This window comes from Pseudomonas sp. H3_D04, from assembly GCF_054669175.1.
In genome coordinates this window covers 3,003,603-3,028,634 of the sequence record NZ_CP162801.1, presented here as the reverse complement: position 1 = coordinate 3,028,634, position 25,032 = coordinate 3,003,603, and the positions used below count along the sequence as shown (strand labels likewise).

Sequence of the window (25,032 nt, the reverse complement as noted above, 5' to 3'; positions counted from 1 at the left end):
CAGCCACAAATGGTCAGCGGGTTTTTTATAACGTTCAGCAAGTCTCTTGACCCTAGTGCATTCCGGTTCAAAGCCTGCTGGAGATCTCTTTCCAGATGTAGGCGTAGTTATATTTCAGCCAGCGAACCAGCACTTTATCGAACTGCCGGCGAAACCAATTACGCTCTCTTGCTACCAGCCTTGTCTCTATCGATTCCCTGAGTATGTCGGGATCGAAGCCCGTCCATACCGGTGGTACAGCGGCCACTAGATTGGTGAAACACACCGGTGCGACTTCTGAATAGAGGATTTCGTACAGAATGTCAGGGTCAACGCCTCTGACCTTCTGCGCTACAAAGTCATACTCGACCGGAAAATCGTTGAATGGCTCGGAGAGTGCGGCTCTGATCTTTGTCAGTTGTGGTTCAGTCAGAAGATGTCCCAATGCGAAAACTCCTCCAGTTCTTCATCCAGTGAACTCGCAACCGCTTCGCCCGCGAAACCGCCGGCAACTGTTCCAGCCAAGACAATCGCAATCGCGCAAATGGGCATGGCAGGGCCGCAAAACGTGCTGACGCCCATCCCCGCGAAGATGCCGCCCAACGCACCCGCACCCACAATGATGCCTTGGCGCGCCGCTTCTTTAGGTTTGTTTTCAGCATCCAGTATTTGATAGGTCGCCAGAGCGGCCGTCACCAGAACGCCGAGCTTGCCCATGATCAGCATTTTCTTGGTGCCGGTCGTGAATTTGGCATTATCACGACCGGAGGATTCCAGAATGGTGTAGTGGACCTTATTCTTTTCTACTTCTGAAAGGCTGTCGTAACCCTTTTGGAATAGGCTTTCAGCGTACATATTCAAGAGCGTTATGAGCCCCTTTCCGTCCTTTTTCTTCCTTTGGACGATAGCCAAACCCTGCGCAGAGGTGAATTTGCGATGTTCCATCATGATTTTGTTTCGCATTTCATGACTGAACTTCACACCTTCTTGCGCGGTAATCTTCCCAGCTTTCACGTCATCCCGAGTTTGCTGAGACATGCGATTGATGTTCCTGGTGTAGCTTGCCCTGACTTTTTCATCAGAGATGGCATCCAGCGAAAACCTCAGGGCAGTGCCTTCCATCAGCTCTAACGCCCTGTCGAGAGGAGAGTCTTGCAAGGCGTGCTCACGCTGAACAACATAGCTGCCAGTGACAATGTACGGCTCTGTCATAGGATGGTCCTTATCCTAGAATTGTGTTCAATAGGCTCTCGGTAAGAGAGGGGGCCTCTGCGGATGCTTGCTCTTCAAACTTGAGCATCACGCACGTCTTGCCCGATGGATTCGAAAATTTAACAGCGTTGTCCTTATCGAATACACCGGGAAGCGATGAGCCATCTTCAAAGTGCGCGGTGCACGATAAGCCCTCATAGCTTTCTTCAGCGGGGATTCTGAAGCCAATCCAGCTCGCGTAACCCGCCAACAGCGAGGGAGGAACAAACTCGCAGGGTGTATGGGTACTGCCGATTATCACCGTCCCCGACCCGCCAACTACAACGCCGCCATGGGTGCCACCACTGTCGATGGTTGCGGCATTCTTGCCGTTGATGAACACAGTCGAAGACAGCCCTGATGAAAGCGCACTGCCGCACGTGCAGGTGTCGCCTTGACGTGCTGCGGAAAGGCCATCGAAAAACACGTCGGGAGAGCCTGTCGCAATGGGATTAGTACCGTGCCCCGGCAAGGGGCAACTGTATGGATCACTCTTACGCGCCGCTGGCTTAGCCACTATGACCTCCTGTCAAATCCGTGAGAGCGTCGTAACCTATCAGAACAGATCCTCGAATAGAAATCCGTGGTGATGGGCGTATGCAATGATCAGGCGATCAGCGCTCGCATGCACTGGTCAGCGCATGAAGCGAGAATTCGTTGTGGATGAAGAAAAAGCTGCATTTGATTGCAAAGGTCAAGGGCAGTAATCGGCCAGGAGCAGACATTCGAACCGCTGACCAATACACTGCCGCGACAATCGTACTCAAAAACTTTTGAGCAAATGTTCACGCAGGAAGAAGGGTTTCAAATGAGTCTTGATCTGTACCTGGAAGCGGATAATGCACTCACAGCCCCGACATTGAGGAAAGCCTTAAACGATGCTGATGCCTGCGAAATCAACGTAGTTGGCGACAGTTTGGAAGCTACCTTTATCTCGGGACTAACGTTGAGTACCGATGGCGTAATCACGGACTCAACAATTTACTCCGAGGATACGAAGGGCATCGACTTCCGTGTTGCTATGCGTTGTACCATCAGAATCAAAGGCCCCGAGCCGGAGGGGCAGTCTGCTATGGACGATCTGGACAAAATAGCGCAATCCATCGCTCAGACGTGCTCATCCCTCTTCCTGATAAGCTTCCAGCTCGAAGAAACATTGTACTGGCGGGACACAGCGGGGCTGCACCGTCCTGATGCCAGAACCTCCAAAAACAATGACGAATCCACCTGAGCGCACTCTGTCTACTACTGGGCATTTGCTGCACATCTCGATGAAATGGCTATTAGCTGATTTTCGCGAAGGGCCGCTTTGGATCGGTTCGGGCCTGTCTCGACCACAATAAAACGGCAAAAAAGCAGATGCTTGATTATGAAGCAGTTAAATCCAGAATATTTACTAAAAGAAAATGTACATGAAGAAGCTAAGTAATGATTTCAGTGGAGCACTCCGAACATTTGCGTACTTCATGGCAAGTGGAAGCCACTACATGCTTGAAAACGTAGAGTACCTCGACATTTATGGATCTGAGCCGAGTGCAATTGAGATGGTCTTCGCGATATTCGCGAACGTAATAGAGATGGACAGCGAAGGCAACGTGCTCAATTTCACCTACGCCCAAAGGAGAGCGACTGACTACTTAAGGTCATACTGCGACCCATCTTTCAAAGTAACGCCGCCTCTTGAAGACTGGGAAACCGAGCTCTATGGGCCGCCCTCACTCGGACGCTAAGAAATGGCTTTAGCTCGCAGACACGGGGGACCGGAAAGGGTCGAAAGATCCAGCCGAATGGCTGCTTTTGGCCGAATGCTGCCCGTCGCCAAGCTGTAATCGCCCCCAAACGAACGACACAAAGAGCAATTTTTTGCGATAACGCGGCAGTTCAGGCCTGACGCCATCACGAGCAAGACTCGCTCCTACAGAAGAACGGCGTGTCTCAGGCGAGGATTTCGTATGAGGTGCCGGCAAGGCATTCACCAGAATGTGCACTGCATATTTGCCCACATAGTGCTTGCACGTGGTGAGCTCCTTGATCTGCTGACCACGACAGCGGAAAAAAGGGAGGATGTATTTTCCAAAAAGGACCGAAAAATACACCAATTCCCGTTTTAGCTTCTCAACTCCCGGCACCACCTTTGCCTAGTTAATGCCCCCATGCCATGGCCATCAATCCACAGGTAGACTCCCTCACTTCTAATAGCATCGGAGGCATCATGAAGTACATTCTCTGGGTCGTTCTTAGCGGCGCGTCGCCCGTTGCATCGATTGATCATGCTGAGTACGAGAATCTGGAGGCATGTCAGTACGCAGCTGAACAGCTCAAGGAAGAAGTCGGGCAGGGGCAGCTCGCTGTTCACACCAGATGTACGCCCACGAAAAAGACAAAATAAGGCGCGACCATCCGGCGATGCTGCCATTTTTGATGTGCTGGCAAGATGGGTCTGGAGATAGCGGGGTGGATTTACTTAACATGCAATCAGAGCCTGCATGTGTAGCGGCTGACGAGCAGGGCGAGGCTGCGTTTGAGGACGTGGTCTTCGCAAGCCAGTAAACGCGGTTTGCCTGAAAGAACCCGTTGCCTGATTTCACGACTGCTTCGCAGCCGAACGCAGCCTCGCGCTGCTCGGCAGCTGCTACAAAAAAGTTAGGCTAGGATTTCGAAGGAGGTGCTGGCGAGGCGTTCGCCATTCACCAGGATGTGCACTGCGTGCTTGCCCACGTAGTGTTTGCGAGTGGTGAGCTCCTTGATCTGCTGCCCACGGCTGACCCGTTCAGTCGCCTTGCCAGCCAACGTCAACGCCTTCAGCTTGAACACCTTCGCCGAAGTGCTGCCATTGGCCTTCACATAATCAATCGCATAATCAATCACCAACCGCTGACTCTCCGCCACCGTGGATTTCACCGCAAACGACAACGTAATCTTCTCCCCCAACCGAATCACCGCCGGCTCCACCTTCACCCCAACAATCTCAACCTCAGCCTTCCCACTGGCCCCAATAATCGCCAACGCCCGCTGATTCCCCTGCTTAATCAAACTGCGCAATGCATGCTTGGCAATCCACGCCGTATGTTTGTTCTCCAGCGACCACCCCTCAATCAAGTCCAGCACCCACTCCGGATGGTCCTTGGTGATGTCATTCAGGTGATTGGCCACCGACTTGCGCACGTAAAGGCTGTCATCTGCCTTGAGGTTGTCGAGAATCGCCGCCGCCAATGTCGGATCGCTCTGAATCTGCTCCAACCGAAACGACCACGGCAAACGCGGTCGACTGCCTTCGCTGGCCAGGCGCCGCACATGCTCGTTCTCATCCCGAGACCATGCCTGCATCAGCGCCAATGACCGTTGCAGATCGCTGCGCAGAAAATACCGGATGGCAAATTCTGCCGAGCCAAATGCGGTGAAGTATTTGAGCGCGTCCATCGATTGCTCGAAATCATGCGCGCCATACATCGCCACGTAGTGCGGCAGCGAGATGCTGACGAAGCCGCTGTTGAGGCGGGGGGCGAGGGCGCGCAGGACTTCGAGGGATTCGTCGTAGTCCAGCGGCAGCACGGCGTGCAGGCATTCGCTGACGCGGGCCATGCGTTGCATGATCGACAGGTCGGCGAGGCCGTCGTTGGCCATTTTCAGGAAGGCTTTGGCGTTGAACGCCGGGTAGACCGCCGTCATTTCGGTTGCGATGTGTTTGAGGCGTTCGGCGTTGAAGATTTCCTTCAGGGCCGGGGCAGGTTGTTCGGCGGCGGTCATGGTCGGGTCCGTTCGAGGGGGCCGGTCAGGTTATCGGGGTACTGATGAAAGCCTCAAGCTTTTCTGTCTGCGCGGCGAATTCCGTGATAGTGGCGGGCTCACGGGTCAAATCATTCCCCTGGGGGATCGACGTTCGCTGACGCTGACGCTGACGATGGACGCTCGGGCCGGTTCGGGAGGGGAGTTGAGTGGGCCCATACGGACGGTGCCTGTGAAGTACGCTTCCGGGCCTTTTATCGAGGGTTGCGAGCCTGCGCGCTTGAGGATCATGATCCGGTCCTATTGATAAATGAACAGGAAATTTTATGGGCCTCATGCTCCACATACACTCTATGCAAGTCCTGGAGTAGAGCTGACCATGGAAGCCAACCGATTGGGTGACATCGCTGCATTTGTCTGCGCCGTAAAGGCTGGAAGCTTTACCGCTGCGGCGGCTTCTCTTGGCCTGACCCGGTCGGCGGTGGGGAAAAGTATAGTTCGCCTGGAAAGCCGGATGGGCGCACGGCTTCTCAATCGCACGACGCGCAAACTGAGTCTGACTGACGAGGGGCAGGTCGCCTATGAGCGCTGGCGTCAGATTCTCGAAGATCTGGATGAAGTGGAAGCGACCATGGCCTTGCGTCGTGGGCGGCCCACCGGGACTTTTAAGCTCACGGCACCGCTGTCCTTTGGTCAGCGCCACATTCTGCCGATTCTGGATGCTTATCTGAAGCAGTGGCCTGAACTGCGGGCGGATGTCTGGTTTACCGATCGCTTTGTTGATCTGATCGAGGAGGGCATCGACATCGCCATACGAATTGGCACGCCCAAAGATGACTCCCAATTATTTACCCGTACCGTGGCTTGGCAGCAATTCGCGACGTGTGCATCGCCTGCTTATCTGGCCCAACGCGGCGTGCCGCAAACGCCCGCTGACCTTGTCGGGCATGACACCATCGCTTTATTCAGTGGCGAGCGGCCGACCGTCTGGCGTTACCAGACACCTGCCGGCCTTCATCTCTACGAACAGCCGGGGCGACTGAACATCGACAGTTCAGAAGCCACGCGAGAAGCGGCGCTGGCAGGCATCGGCCTGATTCATCTGCCGACCTACATTACCGGTAACGACCTGCGCGATGGCACGTTAGTGGAAGTGTTGAAACCCTATCGCGCACCGCCTGATCCCATCAGAGTCGTCTACACCAGCAAGCGTCACCTGTCCCCCCGCGTTCGCAGGTTTATTGACCTGTTGATCGAGCGTTGGGAAACAGGCGTGCCGTGGGAAAGATAGCGATATTGGGGACTCAGCGGACCGTGTAAGGGGCGCGAACTGCTGTTTATCCAGCCTGGGGAATCAATAAATATGTCAGTCATCGTCACTCACGGGACTGCCATCATGACTACCGCCACCCACTTCTCGCCGCCAGCTCAACCTGCGACTTTACCGACCGCCCATCCTTCGCTTGAGCGCCATCCCGGGTTTCAACGCTTGTTTAAACCGCAGGCGCTCACGATTGGCCTGATTTTGCCCCTCGAAACCCACCCGGGCAGACCGGCGCCGACCATGCGTGATCACGTGGAGATGGCGCAACGCGCCGAAGCGCTTGGCTTTGGTGCCTTATGGATGCGCGACATACCTTTCTACGACCCGGATTATGGTGATGTGGCGCAGATCTTTGAGCCGCTGGTCTACATCGGTTACCTGGCCGCCGCCACCCGCAGCATTGTCCTGGGCACCACGGGTATTGTGTTGCCGACCCGTGATCCGATGTATCTGGCCAAGCAAGCGACGTCCCTCGATCAACTCAGTGAAGGTCGACTGGTGTTGGGGCTGTCCTCGGGTGATCGATACAGTGATTACCCGATGCTGGGCATCGATTATGAATCCCGTGGCGATCGTTACCGTGATGCTTTTTCGGTGTTTCGAACCCTGATCGAGCAGAGCTTTCCGCGTTTCCGCTCCGAGCGATTCGGTGGCTCACACGGAAACCTGGACCTGGTGCCGAAAGCGCCGTATGGCCGCGTCCCGTCAATTGCTGTCGGCCAGGCGCAACAGAGCGTTGAATGGTTGGCTCAGCACCTTGATGGCTATCTTGCCGGCGTCCAAAGCCCCGAGCGGTTGCCATCGTTGGGTGAAAGCTGGCACGCCGCCGTGCAGGAGGCAGAGAACCGCAACGCCTTTAAGCCGTTGGGCCTGGGTGGCTATTTCGACCTCAGCGACAACCCGGATCAGCCATTCCAGCGCATCCAGGGTGGCTTCCGGGCAGGGCGCAACGGCCTGCGCAATTACCTGGAGCACGCGCAATCTGCCGGTGTTTCGCACATCGCGCTCAACCCCAAGGTCAGCCGTCAACCCTATGGCGAAATCCTCGACGAACTCGGCGAGTACGTTTTGCCTTACTTCCCGTCACACGCCTGAGATCACGCGGAGGAATCACTCATGTCATCACTTTTCGACTCTTATGACCTCGCGGATCAGGTGCTGCCCAATCGCATCGTCATGGCGCCGATGACCCGCGCTCGCGTCGAGGGCACCGTGCCGTCTGAAGACATGGCGACCTACTACGCCCAGCGCGCCGGAGCCGGCCTGATCATCAGTGAAAGCGCGCAGGTTTCTCCGCAGGGACGTGGCTACCTGTATACCCCGGGGATCCACAGCGCAGCGCAAATTGAAGGCTGGAAGCGCGTGACTGATGCGGTTCATCAAGCCGGGGGACGCATGTTCCTCCAGCTCTGGCATGTGGGGCGCGTCTCGCACTCTTCGCTGTTGGACGGACGCTCGCCTGTCGCGCCTGTGGCCATGCCCGCCAGTCAAACGTTGGTGCATGCCTACGACAGCGACGGCAAGCCTGCGCAAGTTGCGGTGAGTGCGCCCGTGGCGTTGGATGCCGAGGGGATTCGGCAGGTCATTGCAGACTTTCGCCTGGCCTCGGCCAACGCCCTGTCGGCAGGTTTTGACGGTGTCGAAATTCACGCCGGCAACGGCTATCTGTTTGAACAATTCATCAACGGCGGCTTCAACACACGTGAAGACCGCTACGGTGGTGCACCGATTGCGAATCGCCTGCGATTGCTGCTTGAGACGGTCGATGCGGTGAGTGCGCAGATCGGCAGTGCGAAGGTGGGTGTGCGCGTGTCGCCTTTCGCCCACTTGGCGGATCTGCACCCGTTCGATGGCGAAGAGGCCACTTGGCTCGCTCTGGCCGGAGCACTGTCGCAACGCCAGATTGCCTACTTGCATGCGAGCCATCTCGGCACGGCGGACTTTCAAAAAGACTTCCGCGCCGCTTACGACGGCACCTTGATGGTGTCGGGCGGGTTCACCCTTGAAACCGCGCAGCAGGCCATCGAAGAAGGATTAAGCGACCTGGTGGTGTTTGGCCGGCCGTTTATAGCCAACCCCGATCTGGTCAATCGCTTGCGCCATGGCTGGCCACTGGCCGAAGCGGGAAGGGAGGCTTACTACGGCGGGGGCGCGCATGGCTACATCGATTATCCCGCGTACTCGTCGCCAGTCGCAGAAAGTGCCTAGCGGACCCGTCGTGCAGCGCCGGGGCAGGCTGTTCGGCGGCGGTCATGGTCGGGTCCGTTCTAGGGGGCCGGTCAGGTTATCGGGGTACTGATGAAGGCCTCAAGCTTTTCCGCCTGCGCGGTGAATTCGGCGATGCGCGGGAAGCGTGAGGCGTCGACTTGGTCCGGTGTCACCAGGTTGGTGAAGCTCCAGGCGACGGCGAGGGTGATGCCGTCTTGTTCGATCAAGGCACCGTTTGCCAGAGGCTGTTTTTCCAGTTCGCGTTCAAGCGCTGAATAGGCTGCGGCGAGTTGCCCTTCGACGCGCTCAACCCAAGGCTGGTATTGAATTTCGGCGGGGCGCAGGTTGCGTTCGTAGTAAAGCTGAACGGACTTTTCGCACGCCGCCAACCCGAGCCCGATCAGGCGCCATGCGCGCAGTCGTTGCTTGAGGTCGTCGGGCATCAGGCTTTTGCCAGGGCCGGCGAGGGCTTCGAGGTAGTCGATGATCAGGGTCGAGTCGATCAATACTTCGCCGTCGTCCAGCACCAGGGTCGGCGCCTTGACCACGGGGTTAATCTGCTGGAAGTGCTCGAAATGGCGGAACACCGAAACCGATTCGTGCTCCAGGTCGATACCCAGGTGTCTGGCGGAAATAGCCACGCGCCGCACGTAGGGCGAATCCAGCATGCCGATCAGTTTCATTGAGCCGCTCCTTCAGGTGTCCATGTCGGGATGGACTACCTTAGCTGAGGTTCGGCGACCTGCAAACGGCCTTGGTTAATCTTCGAAACCGACCTGTTCGTGAATCTCGTCAACCTTCAATTCCAGGCGATAGGCCACGGCGATGAACAGCGCCTGGCACAGGCACAACGTCGCGCTCAACGAGCGGAAGGCGAACGAGCTGCCTTCGTTGACCAGCAGCACGGTGTTGGCGCGTTTGGCCAGGGGCGAGAGGTTGCTGTCGGTGATGATCAGGGTTTTCGCCTGGTTGTGCTGGGCGATGCGCAGGCAGTGCTGGGTTTCCTTGCCGTAGGGCGTGAAGCTGATGGCGATGACCAGGTCATTGGCGCGCACGCTGCGCATCTGCTCGCGGTAGCTGCCGCCAAGGCCGGAGACCAAGTGGATGCGCTTGTTGGTGTGTTGCAGGTTGTAGACCAGGTAATCCGCGACGGCGAACGAGCGGCGCACGCCGACCACGTAGATGTTGTCGGCGTTGACCACCAGGTCCACGGCTTTGTCGAAGGCCTGGTCATCGAGTTCCAGCCCCAGCCGTTCGATGCCGGACAGGGTCGCGTCGATGCACTCGCGTGCGAGGTCGCCGCCGCTGGCTTTCTGCGATTTGTTGGCGATCATGCTGCGAATGCGCTGCTGGTAGTTCTGCACCGGCGTGGTCTTGTGCGTGTACGCCTCGCGGAACAGGGCCTGCATTTCGCTGAAACCGCTAAACCCGAAACGCTGCGAGAACCGCACGATGGCCGACGGGTGCACCTCGCACTCGCGGGCGATGTCGCTGATGCGGTCGACCATGATCCGGTCGCTTTGCTGGCTCATGTAGCTGGCGATGCGTTTGAGCTGGCGCGGCAGGCTTTCGTATTCGTTGGTGATCAGCTGCAACAGACGCTCGGCATTGATCGGGGGGCTGGCGAGATCGCTGTCGGGCGTGCTCTCGGTCGTAGCCGGCTGATCGGTGCGGGACATAGGGAATCCTTCTGGCTTGTTCTTATAGGGCTGACTGGTGTGTCGGCCCCTGACAATAGGTTGGCTGTGCGCAGTCTACAGGGTAGGCCGAAATAAAATCTTGAGCTTGCGGCCGGCGTGCGGTTTGCTGAAACGATGCACTGTGTCTGGAATGCTTTTGTAGAAGTTTATTGGAAAAAATATTCCACGTAAAAATTATTTGGAATAATTATTGATTGTTCGGTCCCGGTCGTTTTAGTCTGCATCCCACCAAGAGCGTTCGGCGCCTCCATCGCCCCGAACGCAGGCTGATAAAAATAACAGGAGCCAGCATGGGCCAGACTCGTTTTGCCAGTGGGCGTCAATTGGATCTGATTTGCCTGGGGCGCCTTGGCGTCGACCTCTATGCGCAGCAAGTCGGGGCGCGGCTGGAAGATGTTTCAAGCTTCGCCAAATACCTTGGGGGATCGTCCGCCAACATCGCGTTCGGCACCGCTCGACTGGGCCTGAAATCGGCGATGTTGAGCCGGGTAGGGGACGACCACATGGGGCGGTTCCTCCTGGAATCCCTGGCGCGTGAAGGCTGTGACGTCAGCGGCGTCAAGGTCGATCCGGAACGCCTGACCGCCATGGTCCTGCTCGGTCTCAAGGACCGCGAAACCTTTCCTTTAGTCTTCTACCGCGAAAACTGCGCCGACATGGCGCTGCGGGCCGAGGACATCAGCGAAGCCTTTATTGCCTCCAGCAAAGCCTTGCTGATCACCGGCACCCATTTCTCCACCGACGGCGTCTATAAGGCGAGCATCCAGGCGCTGGATTACGCCGAGAAGCACAACGTCAAACGGGTGCTCGATATCGATTATCGCCCGGTGCTCTGGGGGCTGGCGGGTAAGGCAGACGGGGAAACCCGGTTTGTTGCCGATCAGAACGTCAGCCAGCATGTGCAGAAAATCCTGCCGCGTTTTGACCTGATTGTCGGCACTGAAGAAGAGTTTTTGATTGCGGGCGGTTCCGAGGATTTGCTCGCGGCGTTGCGCAATGTTCGGCGTTTGAGCGACGCGACGCTGGTGGTCAAGCTCGGGCCGCAGGGTTGCACGGTGATTCACGGAGTGATTCCGGTGCGGCTTGAAGACGGGGCGATTTACCCCGGCGTCCGGGTGGAAGTGCTCAACGTGTTGGGGGCCGGCGATGCATTCATGTCGGGTTTCCTCAGCGGTTGGCTGGAAGACGCCAGCGATGAGCGCTGCTGCCAGTTGGCCAATGCTTGCGGCGGGCTGGTGGTGTCGCGTCATGCCTGCGCCCCGGCGATGCCGACCCGCGCCGAACTCGATTACCTGTTCAACAGCCCGGTGCCGATCACCCGGCCGGATCAGGACGAAGTGCTGCAGCGTCTGCATCAGGTCAGCGTGCCGCGCAAACAGTGGAAGCAGCTGTTCATTTTTGCCTTTGATCACCGTGGCCAACTGGTGGAGCTGGCGCAAAAGGGCGGTCGTGACCTCAACGCCATCTGCGAACTCAAGCAACTCTTTATCAAAGCCGTGGAGCGGGTCGAAACGGATTTGCGCGAGCAAGGGATCGAGGCGGATGTCGGCTTGTTGGCGGATCAGCGTTTCGGCCAGGACTCGCTGAACGCCGCCACCGGTCGTGGCTGGTGGGTGGCGCGGCCGGTGGAAGTGCAGGGCTCGCGGCCGTTGGCCTTCGAACATGGGCGCTCGATCGGCAGCAACCTGATCGCCTGGCCGCAAGAGCAGATCATCAAGTGCCTGGTGCAATTTCATCCTGATGATGAGCCGTTGCTGCGCCTGGAACAGGAAGCGCAGATCAAGGGTTTGTATCAGGCGTCCCAGGTCAGCGGTCATGAACTGCTGCTGGAAATCATCCCGCCCAAGGATCATCCGTCGACCCATCCGGACGTGCTGTATCGCGCGCTTAAACGCCTCTACAACCTGGGGATTTACCCGGCGTGGTGGAAGATCGAAGCGCAGAGTGCCGAGGAGTGGAAGCAGCTTGATGAGTTGATTCAGGAGCGAGATCCGTATTGCCGGGGCGTGGTGTTGCTGGGGCTGAATGCGCCGGCGGCGGCACTGGCCGAAGGGTTTCAGCAAGCGAGCCAGAGCCAGACCTGTCGCGGGTTCGCGGTCGGGAGGACGATCTTCCAGGAACCGAGCCGCGCGTGGCTGGCCGGTGAAATCGATGATGAGGCGCTGATTGCTCAGGTGCAGGGCACCTTCGTCGAACTCATCGACGCCTGGCGCACGGCCCGCGCCTGACGCGACACCGCGTTATCGTTCTTCGCGGGCAAGCCTCGCTCCTACGGGAAGCCGCGTTGATCTGTAGGAGCGAGGCTTGCCCGCGAAGTCGGCCTCAGACTCAACGGAAATTTAGAAAACAACAAAAAGGTGCAGCCATGCCCGCTATCCGAATTGGCATCAACCCGATCTCCTGGAGCAACGACGACTTGCCGTCCCTCGGTGGCGAGACGCCGTTGAGCACCGCGTTGAGCGAAGGCAAGAAGATCGGTTACGAAGGTTTTGAACTCAACGGCAAATTCCCCAAGGATGCCAAAGGCGTCGGTGACGTGCTGCGGCCTTACGATCTGGCGCTGGTGTCCGGTTGGTATTCCAGCCGTCTGGCGCGCCGTTCCGTGGCCGAAGAAATCGACGCCATTGGCAGTCACGTCGAGTTGCTGGCGAAGAACGGCGCCAAGGTGCTGGTTTACGGCGAAGTGGCGGACTCGATTCAGGGCCAGCGCATCCCCTTGGTTGAACGCCCGCGTTTCCACACCGAACAGGCCTGGCAGGAATACGCCGACAAGCTCACCGAACTGGCGCGTTTCACCCTGTCCCAAGGCGTGCGCCTGGCTTATCACCACCACATGGGCGCTTACGTCGAATCCCCGGCCGACATCGACAAGTTGATGGCGTTGACCGGCAGCGAAGTCGGTCTGCTGTTCGATTCGGGCCATTGCTACATGGGCGGCGGCGAGCCGTTGCACGTCTTGCGCAAACACATCGAACGCATCTGCCACGTGCATTTCAAGGACGTGCGCAAACCGGTGGTGCAACTGGCGCGCAACAACCTGTGGAGCTTTCCGGACTGCATCATCAACGGCACCTTCACCGTGCCCGGCGATGGCGACATCGACTTCGCCGCGCTGCTCGATGTGTTGCTGGCCAACGATTACCACGGCTGGCTGGTGGTCGAGGCTGAGCAAGACCCGGCCGTGGCGCCGAGTTACGTCTACGCGAAAAAAGGCTACGACACCTTGCGTGCGTTGCTCGACGAGAGGATTGCGCTATGAGCCTGCTGGTCAAAAGCAATGCCCGTGGCCGGACCATGGTCGAGTTGGGCAAAGGTGAGCTGGAATACGTCGGCTTCGCTGCCTACCGCCTAAGCCTCGGCGAAACCTTGCCGGTGGCGGCGGGTGATAAAGAGCTGTGCCTGGTGCTGCTCAGCGGCCGGGTCAGCATCAAGGGTGAAGCGCCGGGGCAGGGGGCGTTCGACTGGGACAACCTCGGCGATCGCCAGTCGGTGTTCGAGGACAAATCGCCGTTCGCCGCTTATTTGCCGCCGGGCAGTCAGGCCCAGGTCGTCGCGTTGAGCGATGTTCAGATCGCCGTCTGCGCTGCACCGGGCTCAGCCGAAAAGGGCCTCGGTCCACGGCTGATCAAACCCGACACCATGAAACGCAGCGTGCGCGGCAAGGGCGCCAACACCCGTTACGTCTGCGACATCCTGCCGGACACCGAGCCCGCCCATTCGCTGCTGGTGGTGGAAGTGCGCACGCCGTCGGGACACTCGTCGAGCTACCCGCCGCACAAGCACGACACCGACGATTTGCCGCACCAGAGCTTTCTCGAAGAAACCTATTACCACCAGATCAACCCGCCCCAGGGTTTCGTGTTCCAGCGCGTCTACACCGACGACCGCAGCATCGATCAAGCCATGGCCGTGGAAAACAGCGACCTCGTGGTCGTGCCCAAGGGCTATCACCCGGTCAGCGTGCCTTACGGCTACGAGTCGTATTACCTGAACGTGATGGCCGGCCCGAAACGGGTCTGGCAGTTCCACAACGATCCGCAGCACAGCTGGCTACTTGATCTCTGATCTAAAAAGCCTGAATTCCACTATTCGAACGGAGAACAAGAACAATGAGCGACGCCCCGGTCATCGGCCATTACCTCGACGGTCACGTGCAAGACAGCGGTAGCGAGCGGTTCAGCAATGTCTTCAACCCGGCGACCGGCGAGGTGCAAGCGCGTGTCGGGCTGGCCAGTTCGAAGACCGTGGACGATGCCGTTGCCTCGGCCCTGAAAGCATTCCCGGCCTGGTCCGAGCAATCGTCCTTGCGCCGTTCGCGGGTGATGTTCAAGTTCAAGGAATTGCTCGACCGTCATCACGACGAACTGGCCGAAATCATCAGCCGCGAACACGGCAAGGTGTTCTCCGACGCCAAGGGCGAAGTCACCCGTGGCATCGAGATCGTCGAATACGCCTGTGGCGCGCCGAGCCTGCTGAAAACCGAATTCAGCGACAACATCGGCGGCGGCATCGACAACTGGAACCTGCGCCAGCCGCTGGGCGTGTGCGCCGGTGTCACGCCGTTCAACTTCCCGGTGATGGTGCCACTGTGGATGATCCCGCTGGCGCTGGTTACCGGTAACTGCTTCATCCTCAAACCCTCCGAGCGCGACCCGTCCGCCAGTTTGCTGATGGCCCGTTTGCTGACCGAAGCCGGTTTGCCGGACGGCGTGTTCAACGTGGTTCAGGGCGACAAGACAGCGGTCGATGCGCTGCTGCAACACCCGGACATCGAGGCGATTTCCTTTGTCGGCTCGACGCCGATTGCCGAGTACATCCACCAGCAAGCCACCTCGCGCGGCAAGCGGGTGCAGGCGCTGGGCGGGGCGAAGAATCACATGATCGTCATGCCCGACGCGGATCTGGATCAGGCCGCAGACGCCTTGATCGGCGCGGCTTACGGCTCGGCCGGCGAGCGCTGCATGGCGATCTCGATTGCTGTGGCGGTGGGCGATGTTGCAGACCAACTGATTGCCAAACTGCTGCCGCGCATCGATCAACTCAAGGTCGGCAACGGCATGCAGGGCGACAGTGACATGGGGCCGTTGGTGACGGCCGAACACAAGGCCAAGGTCGAAGGCTTTATCGACCAGGGCGTGGCGCAAGGCGCGCAGCTGATTGTCGATGGTCGTGGGTTCAAGGTGCCGGGGGCGGAGAACGGCTTCTTCGTCGGCGCGACGTTGTTCGATCACGTCACTACCGAGATGAGCATTTACCAGCAAGAGATCTTCGGCCCGGTGCTGGGCATCGTCCGCGTCCCGGATTTCGCCAGCGCCGTGGCGTTGATCAACGCCCACGAATTCGGCAACGGCGTGTCGTGTTTCACCAGTGACGGCGGCATCGCCCGAGCGTTTGCACGCACTATCAAGGTCGGCATGGTCGGCATCAACGTGCCGATTCCGGTGCCCATGGCCTGGCACTCGTTTGGCGGCTGGAAACGCTCGCTGTTCGGCGACCATCACGCCTATGGCGAAGAAGGCATCCGTTTCTACAGCCGCTACAAAAGCGTGATGCAACGCTGGCCCGACAGCATCGCCAAGGGCCCTGAATTCAGCATGCCGACAGCCAAGTGATTCACCTGTGCGGAGAATAACAATAATGAGCAAACCCCTGCGTTTCGCCCTGAACCGTATGGTCGCCCCACGTTTGTCCCTGCCCGCGTTCATCGACCTGGCGGTAGCCCTAAAGGCTGACGCCATCGAGATTCGCAATGACCTCAAGGGTGTCGAGATCGAAGACGGCACCGCGCCCGAGCGCGTCCGCGAGTTGTGCGCGGCCCAAGGCATCAGCGTGCTGTCGATCAACGCGCTGTACCCGTTTGATGTGTGGAATGACGAGCGCCGGACGCTGGCCTTGAAACTGGCGGCTTATGCTCGTGATTGCGGCGCGCAGGGGGTGGTCATGTGCCCGCTGAATGATCGCGCGGATACTCGTAGCGAAGCCGAGCGCGCTTCAGGGTTGCGCACCGCCTTGAGTGAACTGGCGCCGATCCTGCGCGATCACGGCATTCTCGGTTTCATCGAGCCGTTGGGTTTCGAAGAATGCTCGCTGCGGCGTAAACGCACGGCGGTGGAAGCGATCAAGGTTGTCGGTGGGCTGGATGTGTTCCGGCTCGTCCACGACACCTTCCACCATCACCTGGCGTGTGAGCAGGAGTTTTTCCCCGAGCTGACCGGGCTGGTGCATATCTCCGGTGTCGAGGATGCCGAGGCGCCGTTGGCGACGATACGCGACGGCCATAGAGTGTTGGTGGGCGAGGGCGACATTCTTGGCAATGCCGCACAGATCGACACCTTGCTCAGCGGCGGTTACAGCGGCTACCTGTCATTCGAGCCGTTTGCCGACAGCGTCCATGGCCTGGCCAACATCGAGCAGGCCATTGGAGCAAGCATGAATCACCTGAACAAATCCCAGGCCTGACACCGTATTCGAATTGATGGAGATCAACTGTGGGAGCGAGCCTGCTCGCGATGACGGCGGCACATTCAAAATAAATGTCGCCTGAAACACCGCCATCGCGAGCAGGCTCGCTCCCACAGTGATCGCATTTCACAGCACACACCGGATTCAGCTTCAAAGGAAGGTGCCGCATGACCACAACAAGACTGACCATGGCCCAGGCCCTGGTGAAATTCCTCGATAACCAGTACATCGAGGTCGACGGGGTCCAGAGCAAATTCGTCGCCGGGATCTTTACCATTTTCGGCCACGGCAACGTGCTGGGCCTGGGGCAAGCCCTGGAGCAGGACAGCGGTGACCTGATCGTCCATCAAGGCCGCAACGAACAAGGCATGGCCCACGCCGCCATCGGTTTCGCCAAGCAACACCTGCGGCGCAAAATCTACGCCTGTACCTCATCCGTCGGCCCAGGCGCTGCGAACATGCTGACCGCTGCCGCGACGGCCACCGCCAACCGCATTCCCTTGCTGCTGTTGCCCGGCGACGTCTACGCCTGCCGCCAGCCGGACCCGGTGTTGCAGCAAATCGAACAGTTCCACGACCTGAGCATCAGCACCAACGATGCATTCAAGGCCGTGAGCAAATACTGGGACCGCATCAACCGCCCCGAGCAGTTGATGACCGCGGCGATCCACGCCATGCGGGTGCTCACCGACCCTGCCGAAACCGGCGCGGTGACCCTGGCCTTGCCGCAAGACGTGCAAGGCGAGGCCTACGACTATCCCGATTACTTCCTGCAAAAACGCGTGCACCGCATCGAACGTCGTCCGGCCACCGACGCGATGCTGGGTGATGCGCTGGCGCTGTTCAAAGGCAAGCGCAAACCGCTGATCATTTGCGGTGGCGGGGTCAAATACTCCGGGGCCAACGCGGCGTTACAGGCGTTTGCCGAGCGCTTCGACATCCCCTTCGCCGAAACCCAGGCCGGCAAGAGCGCGGTGGTGTCCAGCCATCCGCTGAACGTCGGCGGGATTGGCGAAACCGGGTGCCTGGCGGCGAACCTGTTGGCAAAAGACGCCGATCTGATCATCGGTATCGGCACCCGCTACAGCGATTTCACCACCGCGTCGAAGTCCCTGTTCCAGCATCCGGACGTGCAGTTTCTCAACCTCAACATCAGCCCGTGCGATGCCCTGAAACTGGATGGCGTGCAACTGCTGGCGGATGCGAAAACCGGTTTGCTGGCGCTGGCCGAAGCACTGGGCGATTACCGTTCCAGCTGGGGCGATCAACCGCGTCAGGCCAAGGTGCAACTGGACGAAGAGGTCGATCGGCTCTTTCAGATCGAGTACCAGACTCAAGACTTCTCCCCAGAAATCAACGACCACATGGACCCGGCGGTCCTGCGCGAATTCATCGAGCTGACCGGCTCGTGCCTGACCCAGAGCCGCGTGCTCGGCGTGCTCAACGAAACCCTCGACGATGACGCCGTGATCGTCGCCGCCGCCGGCAGTCTGCCCGGTGACTTGCAGCGCAGCTGGCGCAGCAAGGGCGTGAACACCTATCACGTCGAATACGGTTATTCGTGTATGGGTTACGAGGTCAACGCCGCACTGGGCGTGAAACTCGCCGAGCCGGAGCGCGAGGTCTATGCGCTGGTCGGCGACGGCTCTTACATGATGCTGCACTCGGAGCTGGCGACCTCGATCCAGGAGCGCCGCAAGATCAACGTGGTGCTGCTCGACAACATGACCTTCGGCTGCATCAACAACTTGCAGATGGGCAACGGCATGGACAGCTTCGGCACCGAGTTCCGTTTCCGCAACCCGGACACCGGCAAGCTCGATGGCGGTTTTGTGCCGGTGGATTTCGCCATGAGCGCGGCGGCCTATGGCTGCAAGACTTACAAAGTGAACACCGCTGACGAGCTGAAAGCCGCGCTGGCGGATGCGCGTTTGCAGACCGTGTCGACGCTGATCGACATCAAGGTCCTGCCCAAGACCATGATTCATGGCTACCTGTCGTGGTGGCGGGTCGGCGTGGCGCAAGTCTCCACCAGCGCCCGCACCAACGCGGTGGCCAAGACCCTCAATGAACGACTGGCCAAGGCCCGTCAGTACTGATTGCCCTGAATCGAACAATAAGGAGTCCTTACATGTCATTAAAGTTAGGCGTCATCGGCACCGGGGCCATCGGCCAGGACCACATTCGTCGTTGCAGCCAGACCTTGCTCAACAGCCAGGTGGTCGCCGTCACCGACATCAATTTGCAGCAAGCGGCCAAAGTCGTGTCCGACCTGAATCTGACCGCCGAGGTCTACCCCGACGGCCTGGCGCTGATCAACGCGCCAGAAGTCGAAGCGATCCTCGTCACCTCCTGGGGCCCGAGCCACGAAGCGTTTGTGCTGGCGGCGATTGCGGCGGGCAAACCAGTGTTCTGTGAAAAGCCCCTGGCCGTCACCGCCGAAGGCTGTCGCAACATCGTCGAGGCCGAAGTGGCCCACGGCAAGCGCCTGGTGCAGGTCGGTTTCATGCGGCCGTATGACGAAGGCTATCGCGCACTCAAAGCGGTGATCGACAGCGGCCAGATCGGCGAACCGCTGATGCTCCATTGCGCGCACCGCAACCCGACCGTGGGCGAGAACTACAAGACCGACATGGCCATCACCGATACGCTGATCCACGAACTCGACGTGCTGCGCTGGTTGCTCGATGACGATTACGTGTCCGTGCAAGTGGTGTTCCCACGCAAGAGCAGCAAGGCCCTCGCGCATTTGAAAGACCCGCAAATCGTCCTGCTGGAGACTGCCAAGGGCACGCGGATCGATGTGGAAGTGTTCGTCAACTGCCAGTACGGCTACGACATCCAGTGCGAAGTGGTGGGGGAGACCGGCATCGCCAAACTGCCGGAGCCTTCGCAGGTTCAACTGCGCAGTGGCGCGAAGTTGTCGAACGCGATTTTGATGGACTGGAAGGATCGCTTCATTGCGGCGTATGACGTTGAGTTGCAGGCGTTCATTGATGGCGTGCGAGCGGGGCAGGTCGGTGGCCCTTCAGCATGGGACGGCTTCGCTGCCGCCGTCGCTGCCGACGCCTGCATCGAAGCACAAAACAGCGGAGCGATCATCAAAGTCACACTCCCTGACCGCCCCCGTTTCTACGGTTGAGCACCGTCCCCTGTGGGAGCGAGCCTGCTCGCGATAGCGCCAGCACATTCAACATTAATGTCGGCCGACACTCCGCTATCGCGAGCAGGCTAGCTCCCACAGGGGGCGTGTATATCCGGCAGCTATTTATAAGGAGAACATTTTCATGCGCATCGGACTTGTCGGTTACGGCCACGGCGGCCGGTTTTTCCATGCTCCGCTGATCAGCAGCCTGCCGGCGGCGACGTTCGTGGGCGTGGTCACCCGTTCCCCGGAACGTCGACAATTGCTGGCGGCCGAACACCCCGGCGTACCGGCCTTCGACAGCATCGGCCAATTGGTCGAAGCCGGGATCGATGTGCTGGTGGTGTCGACACCGCTCAAGGGGCGCCCGGCGCTGGTGCTCGACGGCATCGAACACGGCGTGGCGGTGGTTAGCGACAAGCCGTTTGCCGCCGATGCGCAGCAAGCGCAAACCCTGATCACCATGGCCGAGCGCCAGGGCGTGCGGCTCAGCGTCTACCAGAACCGTCGCTGGGACTCGGACTTCCTCACCGTGCGCAAACTCATCGAGTCCGGCGCTCTGGGCCGTGTCACCCGTTTCGAGTCGCGGATCGAGCGTTACTCGCCGCAATCGGCGAACAACGGCAGTGGCGGCGGCTTCCTGCGCGATTTGGGCAGCCACCTGGTGGATCAGGCGTTACTGCTGTTCGGCCCGGTGACCCGGGTGTACGCCGAGCTGGATTACCTGGAAAAAGACCAGTCCTTCGACAATGGCTTCTTTGTATCCCTGACCCACGCTAACGGAGTGATCTCGCACCTGGGCGGCAGTTGCCTGCAAAACACCCCTGGCCCGCGTTTTCGCGTGACCGGCACTCAAGGTTGTTACAGCGTCGATGGTCTGGACGGGCAGGAAGCTTCAGCGCTCGCCGGGCTATCGCCGAAATCCGAGGGTGAGCGCTGGGGCGGGGAAGAGCATCGCCGCTGGGGCTGGTTTGAACAGGGCGAAGTGCGTGAGCGGGTGCCGTCGGAACGCGGATGCTGGAATCAGTTCTATTTGCAGCTACAAACCGCGTTACAGAGCGGTGGCCCACTGCCTGTCGAAGCCCGTGATGCACTGGCGACCACCCGCGTTCTAGACGCTGCGCGCTTGAGTTTCGAACGGCGTCAGGTCGTGGAATTGAGCCCGTTTGAGAGCCATGGAACAAAATCAGAATAAAATTCTAAAATGAGTTGATATAGAAATAATATTCCAATAAAGTCATTTCCAGCGAACTGCCTCTCGCTCGTTTTCACAGCTTTTCCCGCTTGCCTGCTTACTGAAAATCGTCACGCCTCATCCATAAAACCAACAAGAATGTGGAGAAAGACTTTTCATGAAGACCAAGATCCGTTTTGCCTCACTGGCCTTGTCCCTGATGTTCGCCAGTGGCGCTGCACTCGCCGACATGAAGATCGGCGTCAGCATGTCCCAGTTCGATGACACCTGGCTGACCTACCTGCGCGAATCCATGGACAAGAAAGCCAAGTCCTACCCCGACGGCGTGCAGCTGCAGTTCGAAGATGCGCGCAGCGACGTGGTCAAGCAGTTGAGCCAGGTCGAAAGCTTCATCAGCCAGAAAGTCGATGCCATCGTGGTCAACCCGGTGGACACCGCCGCCACCAAGAAAATCACCGAAGCCGCCGTCAAGGCCGGCATCCCGCTGGTCTACGTCAACCGTCGTCCCGATGACCTGAAACTGCCCAAAGGCGTGGTCACTGTGGCCTCCAACGACCTGGAAGCCGGTGAAATGCAGATGCAATACCTGGCCGACAAAATGGGTGGCAAGGGCGACATCGTGATTTTGCTGGGCGACCTCGCGAACAACTCCACCACCAACCGCACCAAGGGCGTGAAAGAGGTGCTGGCCAAATACCCGAACATCAAGATCGAGCAAGAACAGACCGGCACCTGGCTGCGGGATAAAGGCATGACCCTGGTCAACGACTGGCTGACCCAGGGCCGCAAGTTCGATGCAGTGGTGGCCAACAACGACGAAATGGCCATTGGTGCCGCGATGGCCCTGCAACAGGCCGGCGTCGACAAGGGCAGTGTGCTGATCGCGGGTGTCGACGGGACGCCGGACGGCTTGAACGCAATCAAGAAAGGCAGTCTGGCGGTCTCGGTGTTCCAGGATGCGAAAGGTCAGGCCGACGGCTCCATCGACACGGCAGTGAAAATGGCCAAAAACGAGCCGGTTGAACAGGCCGTGTGGGTGCCATACCGCTTGATCACGCCGCAAAACGTCGACACGTTCAAATAGCCCGTCCGCCCCATAACAACAATAAGCACGCAAGGTTGCCACCGCGACCTTGCTGATGGAGTACCTGATCATGTTCGCTTCAGCGACTGCTTCGAGCACCCCGTTGGTGGGTATCCAGCCAACCGCAACACCTGTCGATGAGCCGTACCTGCTGGAGATCATCAACGTCAGCAAGGGTTTTCCCGGTGTGGTGGCGTTGTCGGATGTGCAACTGCGTGTGCGCCCCGGCTCCGTCCTGGCGCTGATGGGCGAGAACGGTGCGGGCAAGTCCACCCTGATGAAAATCATCGCCGGCATCTACCAGCCGGACGCCGGCGAGTTGCGCCTTCGCGGCCAGCCGGTGGTGTTCGATACGCCGCTGGCCGCGCTGCAGGCCGGGATCGCAATGATCCACCAGGAACTCAACCTGATGCCGCACATGAGCATCGCCGAGAACATCTGGATCGGCCGCGAGCAGCTCAACAGCCTGCACATGATCGACCACCGCGAAATGCACCGCTGCACTGCGAAACTGCTCGAACGCCTGCGGATCAACCTCGACCCGGAGGAGCAGGTCGGCAACCTGAGCATCGCCGAGCGGCAGATGGTCGAGATCGCCAAAGCGGTGTCCTACGATTCCGACATCCTGATCATGGACGAACCGACCTCGGCCATCACCGACAAGGAAGTCGCGCACCTGTTCTCGATCATTGCCGACCTCAAGAGCCAGGGCAAAGGCATCATCTACATCACCCACAAAATGAACGAAGTGTTCGAGATCGCCGATGAAGTAGCGGTGTTCCGCGACGGCGCCTACATTGGCTTGCAACGGGCTGACAGCATGGACGGCGACAGCCTGATTTCGATGATGGTCGGCCGCGAGCTGAGCCAGTTGTTCCCGGTGCGCGAGAAACCGATTGGCGATCTGCTGCTGTCGGTGCGCGACCTCAAGCTCGACGGCATTTTCAAAGGGGTGTCCTTCGACCTGCATGCGGGCGAGATCCTCGGCATCGCCGGGCTGATGGGCTCGGGCCGCACCAACGTTGCCGAAGCGATTTTTGGCATCACTCCGAGCGACGGTGGCGAGATTCGTCTCGATGGCGAAGTGGTGCGCATCAGCGATCCGCACATGGCGATCGAGAAGGGCTTCGCCTTGCTGACCGAGGATCGCAAGCTCAGCGGCCTGTTCCCGTGCCTGTCGGTGCTGGAGAACATGGAAATGGCGGTGCTGCCGCATTACGCCGGCCACGGGTTCATCCAGCAGAAAGCCCTGCGGGTCTTGTGCGAAGACATGTGCAAGAAGCTGCGGGTGAAAACCCCGTCGCTTGAGCAGTGCATCGACACCTTGTCCGGCGGCAATCAGCAGAAAGCCTTGCTGGCGCGCTGGCTGATGACCAATCCACGCATCCTGATCCTCGACGAACCGACTCGTGGCATCGATGTCGGCGCCAAGGCCGAGATCTACCGGCTGATCTCCTACCTCGCCAGCGAAGGCATGGCGGTGATCATGATTTCCTCGGAGCTGCCGGAAGTGCTCGGCATGAGCGACCGGGTGATGGTCATGCACGAGGGCGACCTGATGGGCACCCTCGACCGCAGCGAAGCGACCCAGGAACGAGTCATGCAACTGGCCTCGGGCATGTCCGTACGCCATTGAGTCAAGGGCAAACAGAGTCCAAGGGTGAGCAGAGTCCAGGGGTGAGCAGAGTCCAAGGGTGAGCAGAGTCCAGGGGTGAACCGGGATTCTGTGGCGAGGGAGCTTGCTCCCGCTGGGCTGCGAAGCGGCCCCAATGTCTCGAACATACCGTAGAACTGGCGAGCGCTGCGCACTCGAGCGGGAGCAAGCTCCCTCGCCACAGGTTTGTAGTCGATGCCGGAATTCATTAGAAGGGTGAATGGTTATGAACGCGATACTGGAAAACAAGCCAGCAACGGCACCGGTCAAGAGTCGTCGGCGCTTTCCGACCGAGTTGAGTATCTTCCTGGTGCTGATTGGCATCGGCCTGGTCTTCGAAGTCTTTGGCTGGATCGTGCGCGACCAGAGCTTCCTGATGAACTCCCAGCGCCTGGTGCTGATGATCCTGCAAGTGTCGATCATCGGCCTGCTGGCGATTGGCGTGACCCAGGTGATCATCACCACCGGGATCGACCTGTCCTCCGGTTCGGTGCTGGCGCTGTCAGCGATGATCGCTGCGAGTCTGGCCCAGACCTCGGATTTCGCCCGGGCGGTGTTTCCTTCACTGACCGACTTGCCCGTGTGGATTCCAGTGATCGCCGGGCTTGGCGTCGGGCTGCTGGCGGGCGCGATCAACGGCAGCATCATTGCCATCACCGGGATTCCGCCGTTCATTGCCACCCTCGGCATGATGGTCTCGGCGCGAGGCCTGGCGCGTTATTACACCGAAGGCCAGCCGGTGAGCATGCTCTCGGATTCCTACACGGCCATCGGTCATGGCGCCATGCCGGTGATCATTTTCCTGGTGGTGGCGGTGATCTTTCACATCGCCCTGCGCTACACCAAGTACGGCAAGTACACCTACGCCATCGGCGGCAACATGCAGGCGGCGCGCACTTCGGGGATCAACGTCAAGCGTCATCTGGTGATCGTCTACAGTATCGCCGGGTTGCTGGCGGGCCTGGCGGGCGTGGTGGCTTCGGCGCGTGCCGCGACCGGGCAGGCGGGGATGGGCATGTCTTATGAGCTGGACGCGATTGCCGCGGCGGTCATTGGCGGCACCAGCCTGGCCGGTGGCGTCGGGCGCATTACCGGCACCGTGATCGGTGCCTTGATTCTCGGAGTGATGGCCAGTGGGTTTACCTTTGTCGGTGTTGATGCGTATATTCAGGACATCATCAAGGGACTGATTATTGTGGTGGCGGTGGTGATCGACCAATACCGCAACAAGCGTAAACTCAAGCGCTGAGTCGTAGAACCGACAGCCAATGCGCCACGCCTGACCCGCGTGGAGCAACCATTTG

23 protein-coding genes are annotated in these 25,032 nt (G+C 59.3%); 17 read left to right on the top strand and 6 right to left on the bottom strand.

Annotated elements, in window-relative coordinates:
• Nucleotides 1–67: 67 nt before the first annotated feature.
• From AB4N91_RS13945 to AB4N91_RS13935, 3 genes are read right to left on the bottom strand one after another with little or no spacing between them, the layout of a single operon-like run.
• Nucleotides 68–424 carry a DUF7079 family protein gene (locus tag AB4N91_RS13945; protein ID WP_460112579.1) on the bottom strand — a complete coding sequence of 119 codons (357 nt, stop codon included), beginning with the start codon at nucleotides 422–424 and terminating at the stop codon, nucleotides 68–70.
• Nucleotides 409–1,191: a hypothetical protein gene (locus AB4N91_RS13940; RefSeq protein WP_460112577.1), complete on the bottom strand. Its 783-nt coding sequence runs from the start codon at nucleotides 1,189–1,191 to the stop codon at nucleotides 409–411. Before AB4N91_RS13940 ends, AB4N91_RS13945 begins: the two co-directional genes overlap by 16 nt.
• Before the next feature lie 10 nt (nucleotides 1,192–1,201).
• Entirely contained in the window at nucleotides 1,202–1,747 is a 546-nt protein-coding gene (locus AB4N91_RS13935; protein WP_282411097.1) for a PAAR domain-containing protein, read from the bottom strand.
• A gap of 291 nt (nucleotides 1,748–2,038) precedes the next feature.
• On the opposite strand from AB4N91_RS13935, the gene AB4N91_RS13930 reads away from it, so the two are divergent.
• From AB4N91_RS13930 to AB4N91_RS13920, 3 genes are all read left to right on the top strand, one after another.
• Nucleotides 2,039–2,461 (top strand): hypothetical protein, encoded by a 423-nt coding sequence (locus AB4N91_RS13930; protein ID WP_083377318.1) that lies wholly within the window; start codon nucleotides 2,039–2,041, stop codon nucleotides 2,459–2,461.
• 181 nt (nucleotides 2,462–2,642) lie between these two features.
• Nucleotides 2,643–2,960 carry a DUF7677 family protein gene (locus AB4N91_RS13925; protein ID WP_009048737.1) on the top strand — a complete coding sequence of 106 codons (318 nt, stop codon included), beginning with the start codon at nucleotides 2,643–2,645 and terminating at the stop codon, nucleotides 2,958–2,960.
• Between the two features lie 482 nt (nucleotides 2,961–3,442).
• A complete protein-coding gene (locus AB4N91_RS13920) occupies nucleotides 3,443–3,619 on the top strand; it encodes a hypothetical protein (protein ID WP_154504397.1) in 177 nt (58 codons plus the stop codon).
• A gap of 254 nt (nucleotides 3,620–3,873) precedes the next feature.
• Here the strand turns inward: AB4N91_RS13920 and AB4N91_RS13915 are convergent, their stop codons facing one another.
• Nucleotides 3,874–4,977: a DNA alkylation repair protein gene (locus tag AB4N91_RS13915; protein WP_460112575.1), complete on the bottom strand. Its 1,104-nt coding sequence runs from the start codon at nucleotides 4,975–4,977 to the stop codon at nucleotides 3,874–3,876.
• Between the two features lie 358 nt (nucleotides 4,978–5,335).
• Between AB4N91_RS13915 and AB4N91_RS13910 the strand changes: the two genes are divergently transcribed.
• The 3 genes from AB4N91_RS13910 (at nucleotide 5,336) to AB4N91_RS13900 (ending at nucleotide 8,488) form a co-directional block, all read left to right on the top strand.
• Nucleotides 5,336–6,247, top strand: coding sequence for a LysR family transcriptional regulator (locus tag AB4N91_RS13910; RefSeq protein ID WP_460112574.1), 912 nt, complete (start codon nucleotides 5,336–5,338; stop codon nucleotides 6,245–6,247).
• A gap of 105 nt (nucleotides 6,248–6,352) precedes the next feature.
• Nucleotides 6,353–7,375 (top strand): LLM class oxidoreductase, encoded by a 1,023-nt coding sequence (locus AB4N91_RS13905; protein WP_460112573.1) that lies wholly within the window; start codon nucleotides 6,353–6,355, stop codon nucleotides 7,373–7,375.
• A 21-nt stretch (nucleotides 7,376–7,396) separates the two neighbouring features.
• Complete coding sequence (locus AB4N91_RS13900) at nucleotides 7,397–8,488, top strand: alkene reductase (RefSeq protein ID WP_411960862.1); 1,092 nt, start codon at nucleotides 7,397–7,399, stop codon at nucleotides 8,486–8,488.
• A 71-nt stretch (nucleotides 8,489–8,559) separates the two neighbouring features.
• On the opposite strand, the gene AB4N91_RS13895 is transcribed toward AB4N91_RS13900, so the two are convergent.
• A complete protein-coding gene (locus tag AB4N91_RS13895) occupies nucleotides 8,560–9,171 on the bottom strand; it encodes a glutathione S-transferase (protein ID WP_010459617.1) in 612 nt (203 codons plus the stop codon).
• A gap of 75 nt (nucleotides 9,172–9,246) precedes the next feature.
• Nucleotides 9,247–10,167, bottom strand: a complete 921-nt coding sequence (locus AB4N91_RS13890; RefSeq protein WP_077749729.1) for a MurR/RpiR family transcriptional regulator — start codon at nucleotides 10,165–10,167, stop codon at nucleotides 9,247–9,249.
• Between the two features lie 311 nt (nucleotides 10,168–10,478).
• Here AB4N91_RS13890 and AB4N91_RS13885 point away from each other — a divergent pair, with 311 nt between their 5' ends.
• The 11 genes from AB4N91_RS13885 to AB4N91_RS13835 all read left to right on the top strand — a co-directional run bounded on the left by AB4N91_RS13885 (nucleotide 10,479) and on the right by AB4N91_RS13835 (nucleotide 24,977).
• On the top strand, nucleotides 10,479–12,416 hold the full coding sequence (locus tag AB4N91_RS13885) for a bifunctional 5-dehydro-2-deoxygluconokinase/5-dehydro-2-deoxyphosphogluconate aldolase (RefSeq protein ID WP_460112572.1): 1,938 nt from the start codon (nucleotides 10,479–10,481) through the stop codon (nucleotides 12,414–12,416).
• 137 nt (nucleotides 12,417–12,553) lie between these two features.
• Nucleotides 12,554–13,447, top strand: a complete 894-nt coding sequence (gene iolE / locus AB4N91_RS13880) for a myo-inosose-2 dehydratase (protein ID WP_460112571.1) — start codon at nucleotides 12,554–12,556, stop codon at nucleotides 13,445–13,447.
• A complete protein-coding gene (gene iolB / locus AB4N91_RS13875; protein ID WP_010459621.1) occupies nucleotides 13,444–14,253 on the top strand; it encodes a 5-deoxy-glucuronate isomerase in 810 nt (269 codons plus the stop codon). The genes iolE and iolB overlap by 4 nt, the downstream gene beginning before the upstream one ends.
• A gap of 44 nt (nucleotides 14,254–14,297) precedes the next feature.
• Nucleotides 14,298–15,800 carry a CoA-acylating methylmalonate-semialdehyde dehydrogenase gene (locus AB4N91_RS13870; protein ID WP_077749725.1) on the top strand — a complete coding sequence of 501 codons (1,503 nt, stop codon included), beginning with the start codon at nucleotides 14,298–14,300 and terminating at the stop codon, nucleotides 15,798–15,800.
• Between the two features lie 25 nt (nucleotides 15,801–15,825).
• Nucleotides 15,826–16,647, top strand: a complete 822-nt coding sequence (locus AB4N91_RS13865) for a TIM barrel protein (protein WP_460112570.1) — start codon at nucleotides 15,826–15,828, stop codon at nucleotides 16,645–16,647.
• 170 nt (nucleotides 16,648–16,817) lie between these two features.
• Nucleotides 16,818–18,749, top strand: coding sequence for a 3D-(3,5/4)-trihydroxycyclohexane-1,2-dione acylhydrolase (decyclizing) (iolD, locus tag AB4N91_RS13860; protein ID WP_460112569.1), 1,932 nt, complete (start codon nucleotides 16,818–16,820; stop codon nucleotides 18,747–18,749).
• A 32-nt stretch (nucleotides 18,750–18,781) separates the two neighbouring features.
• The gene (locus AB4N91_RS13855; RefSeq protein ID WP_077749722.1) at nucleotides 18,782–19,792 is read left to right on the top strand and encodes a bifunctional inositol 2-dehydrogenase/D-chiro-inositol 1-dehydrogenase; all 1,011 of its coding nucleotides are present in this window, start codon (nucleotides 18,782–18,784) and stop codon (nucleotides 19,790–19,792) included.
• A 145-nt stretch (nucleotides 19,793–19,937) separates the two neighbouring features.
• Nucleotides 19,938–20,990 (top strand): Gfo/Idh/MocA family protein, encoded by a 1,053-nt coding sequence (locus AB4N91_RS13850; RefSeq protein ID WP_460112568.1) that lies wholly within the window; start codon nucleotides 19,938–19,940, stop codon nucleotides 20,988–20,990.
• Nucleotides 20,991–21,147: 157 nt separating this feature from the next.
• Nucleotides 21,148–22,074 (top strand): sugar ABC transporter substrate-binding protein, encoded by a 927-nt coding sequence (locus AB4N91_RS13845; RefSeq protein WP_010459630.1) that lies wholly within the window; start codon nucleotides 21,148–21,150, stop codon nucleotides 22,072–22,074.
• A 70-nt stretch (nucleotides 22,075–22,144) separates the two neighbouring features.
• Complete coding sequence (locus AB4N91_RS13840) at nucleotides 22,145–23,710, top strand: sugar ABC transporter ATP-binding protein (RefSeq protein WP_083376935.1); 1,566 nt, start codon at nucleotides 22,145–22,147, stop codon at nucleotides 23,708–23,710.
• Nucleotides 23,711–23,954: 244 nt separating this feature from the next.
• Nucleotides 23,955–24,977 carry an ABC transporter permease gene (locus AB4N91_RS13835; RefSeq protein ID WP_008153855.1) on the top strand — a complete coding sequence of 341 codons (1,023 nt, stop codon included), beginning with the start codon at nucleotides 23,955–23,957 and terminating at the stop codon, nucleotides 24,975–24,977.
• Nucleotides 24,978–25,032 lie beyond the last annotated feature (55 nt).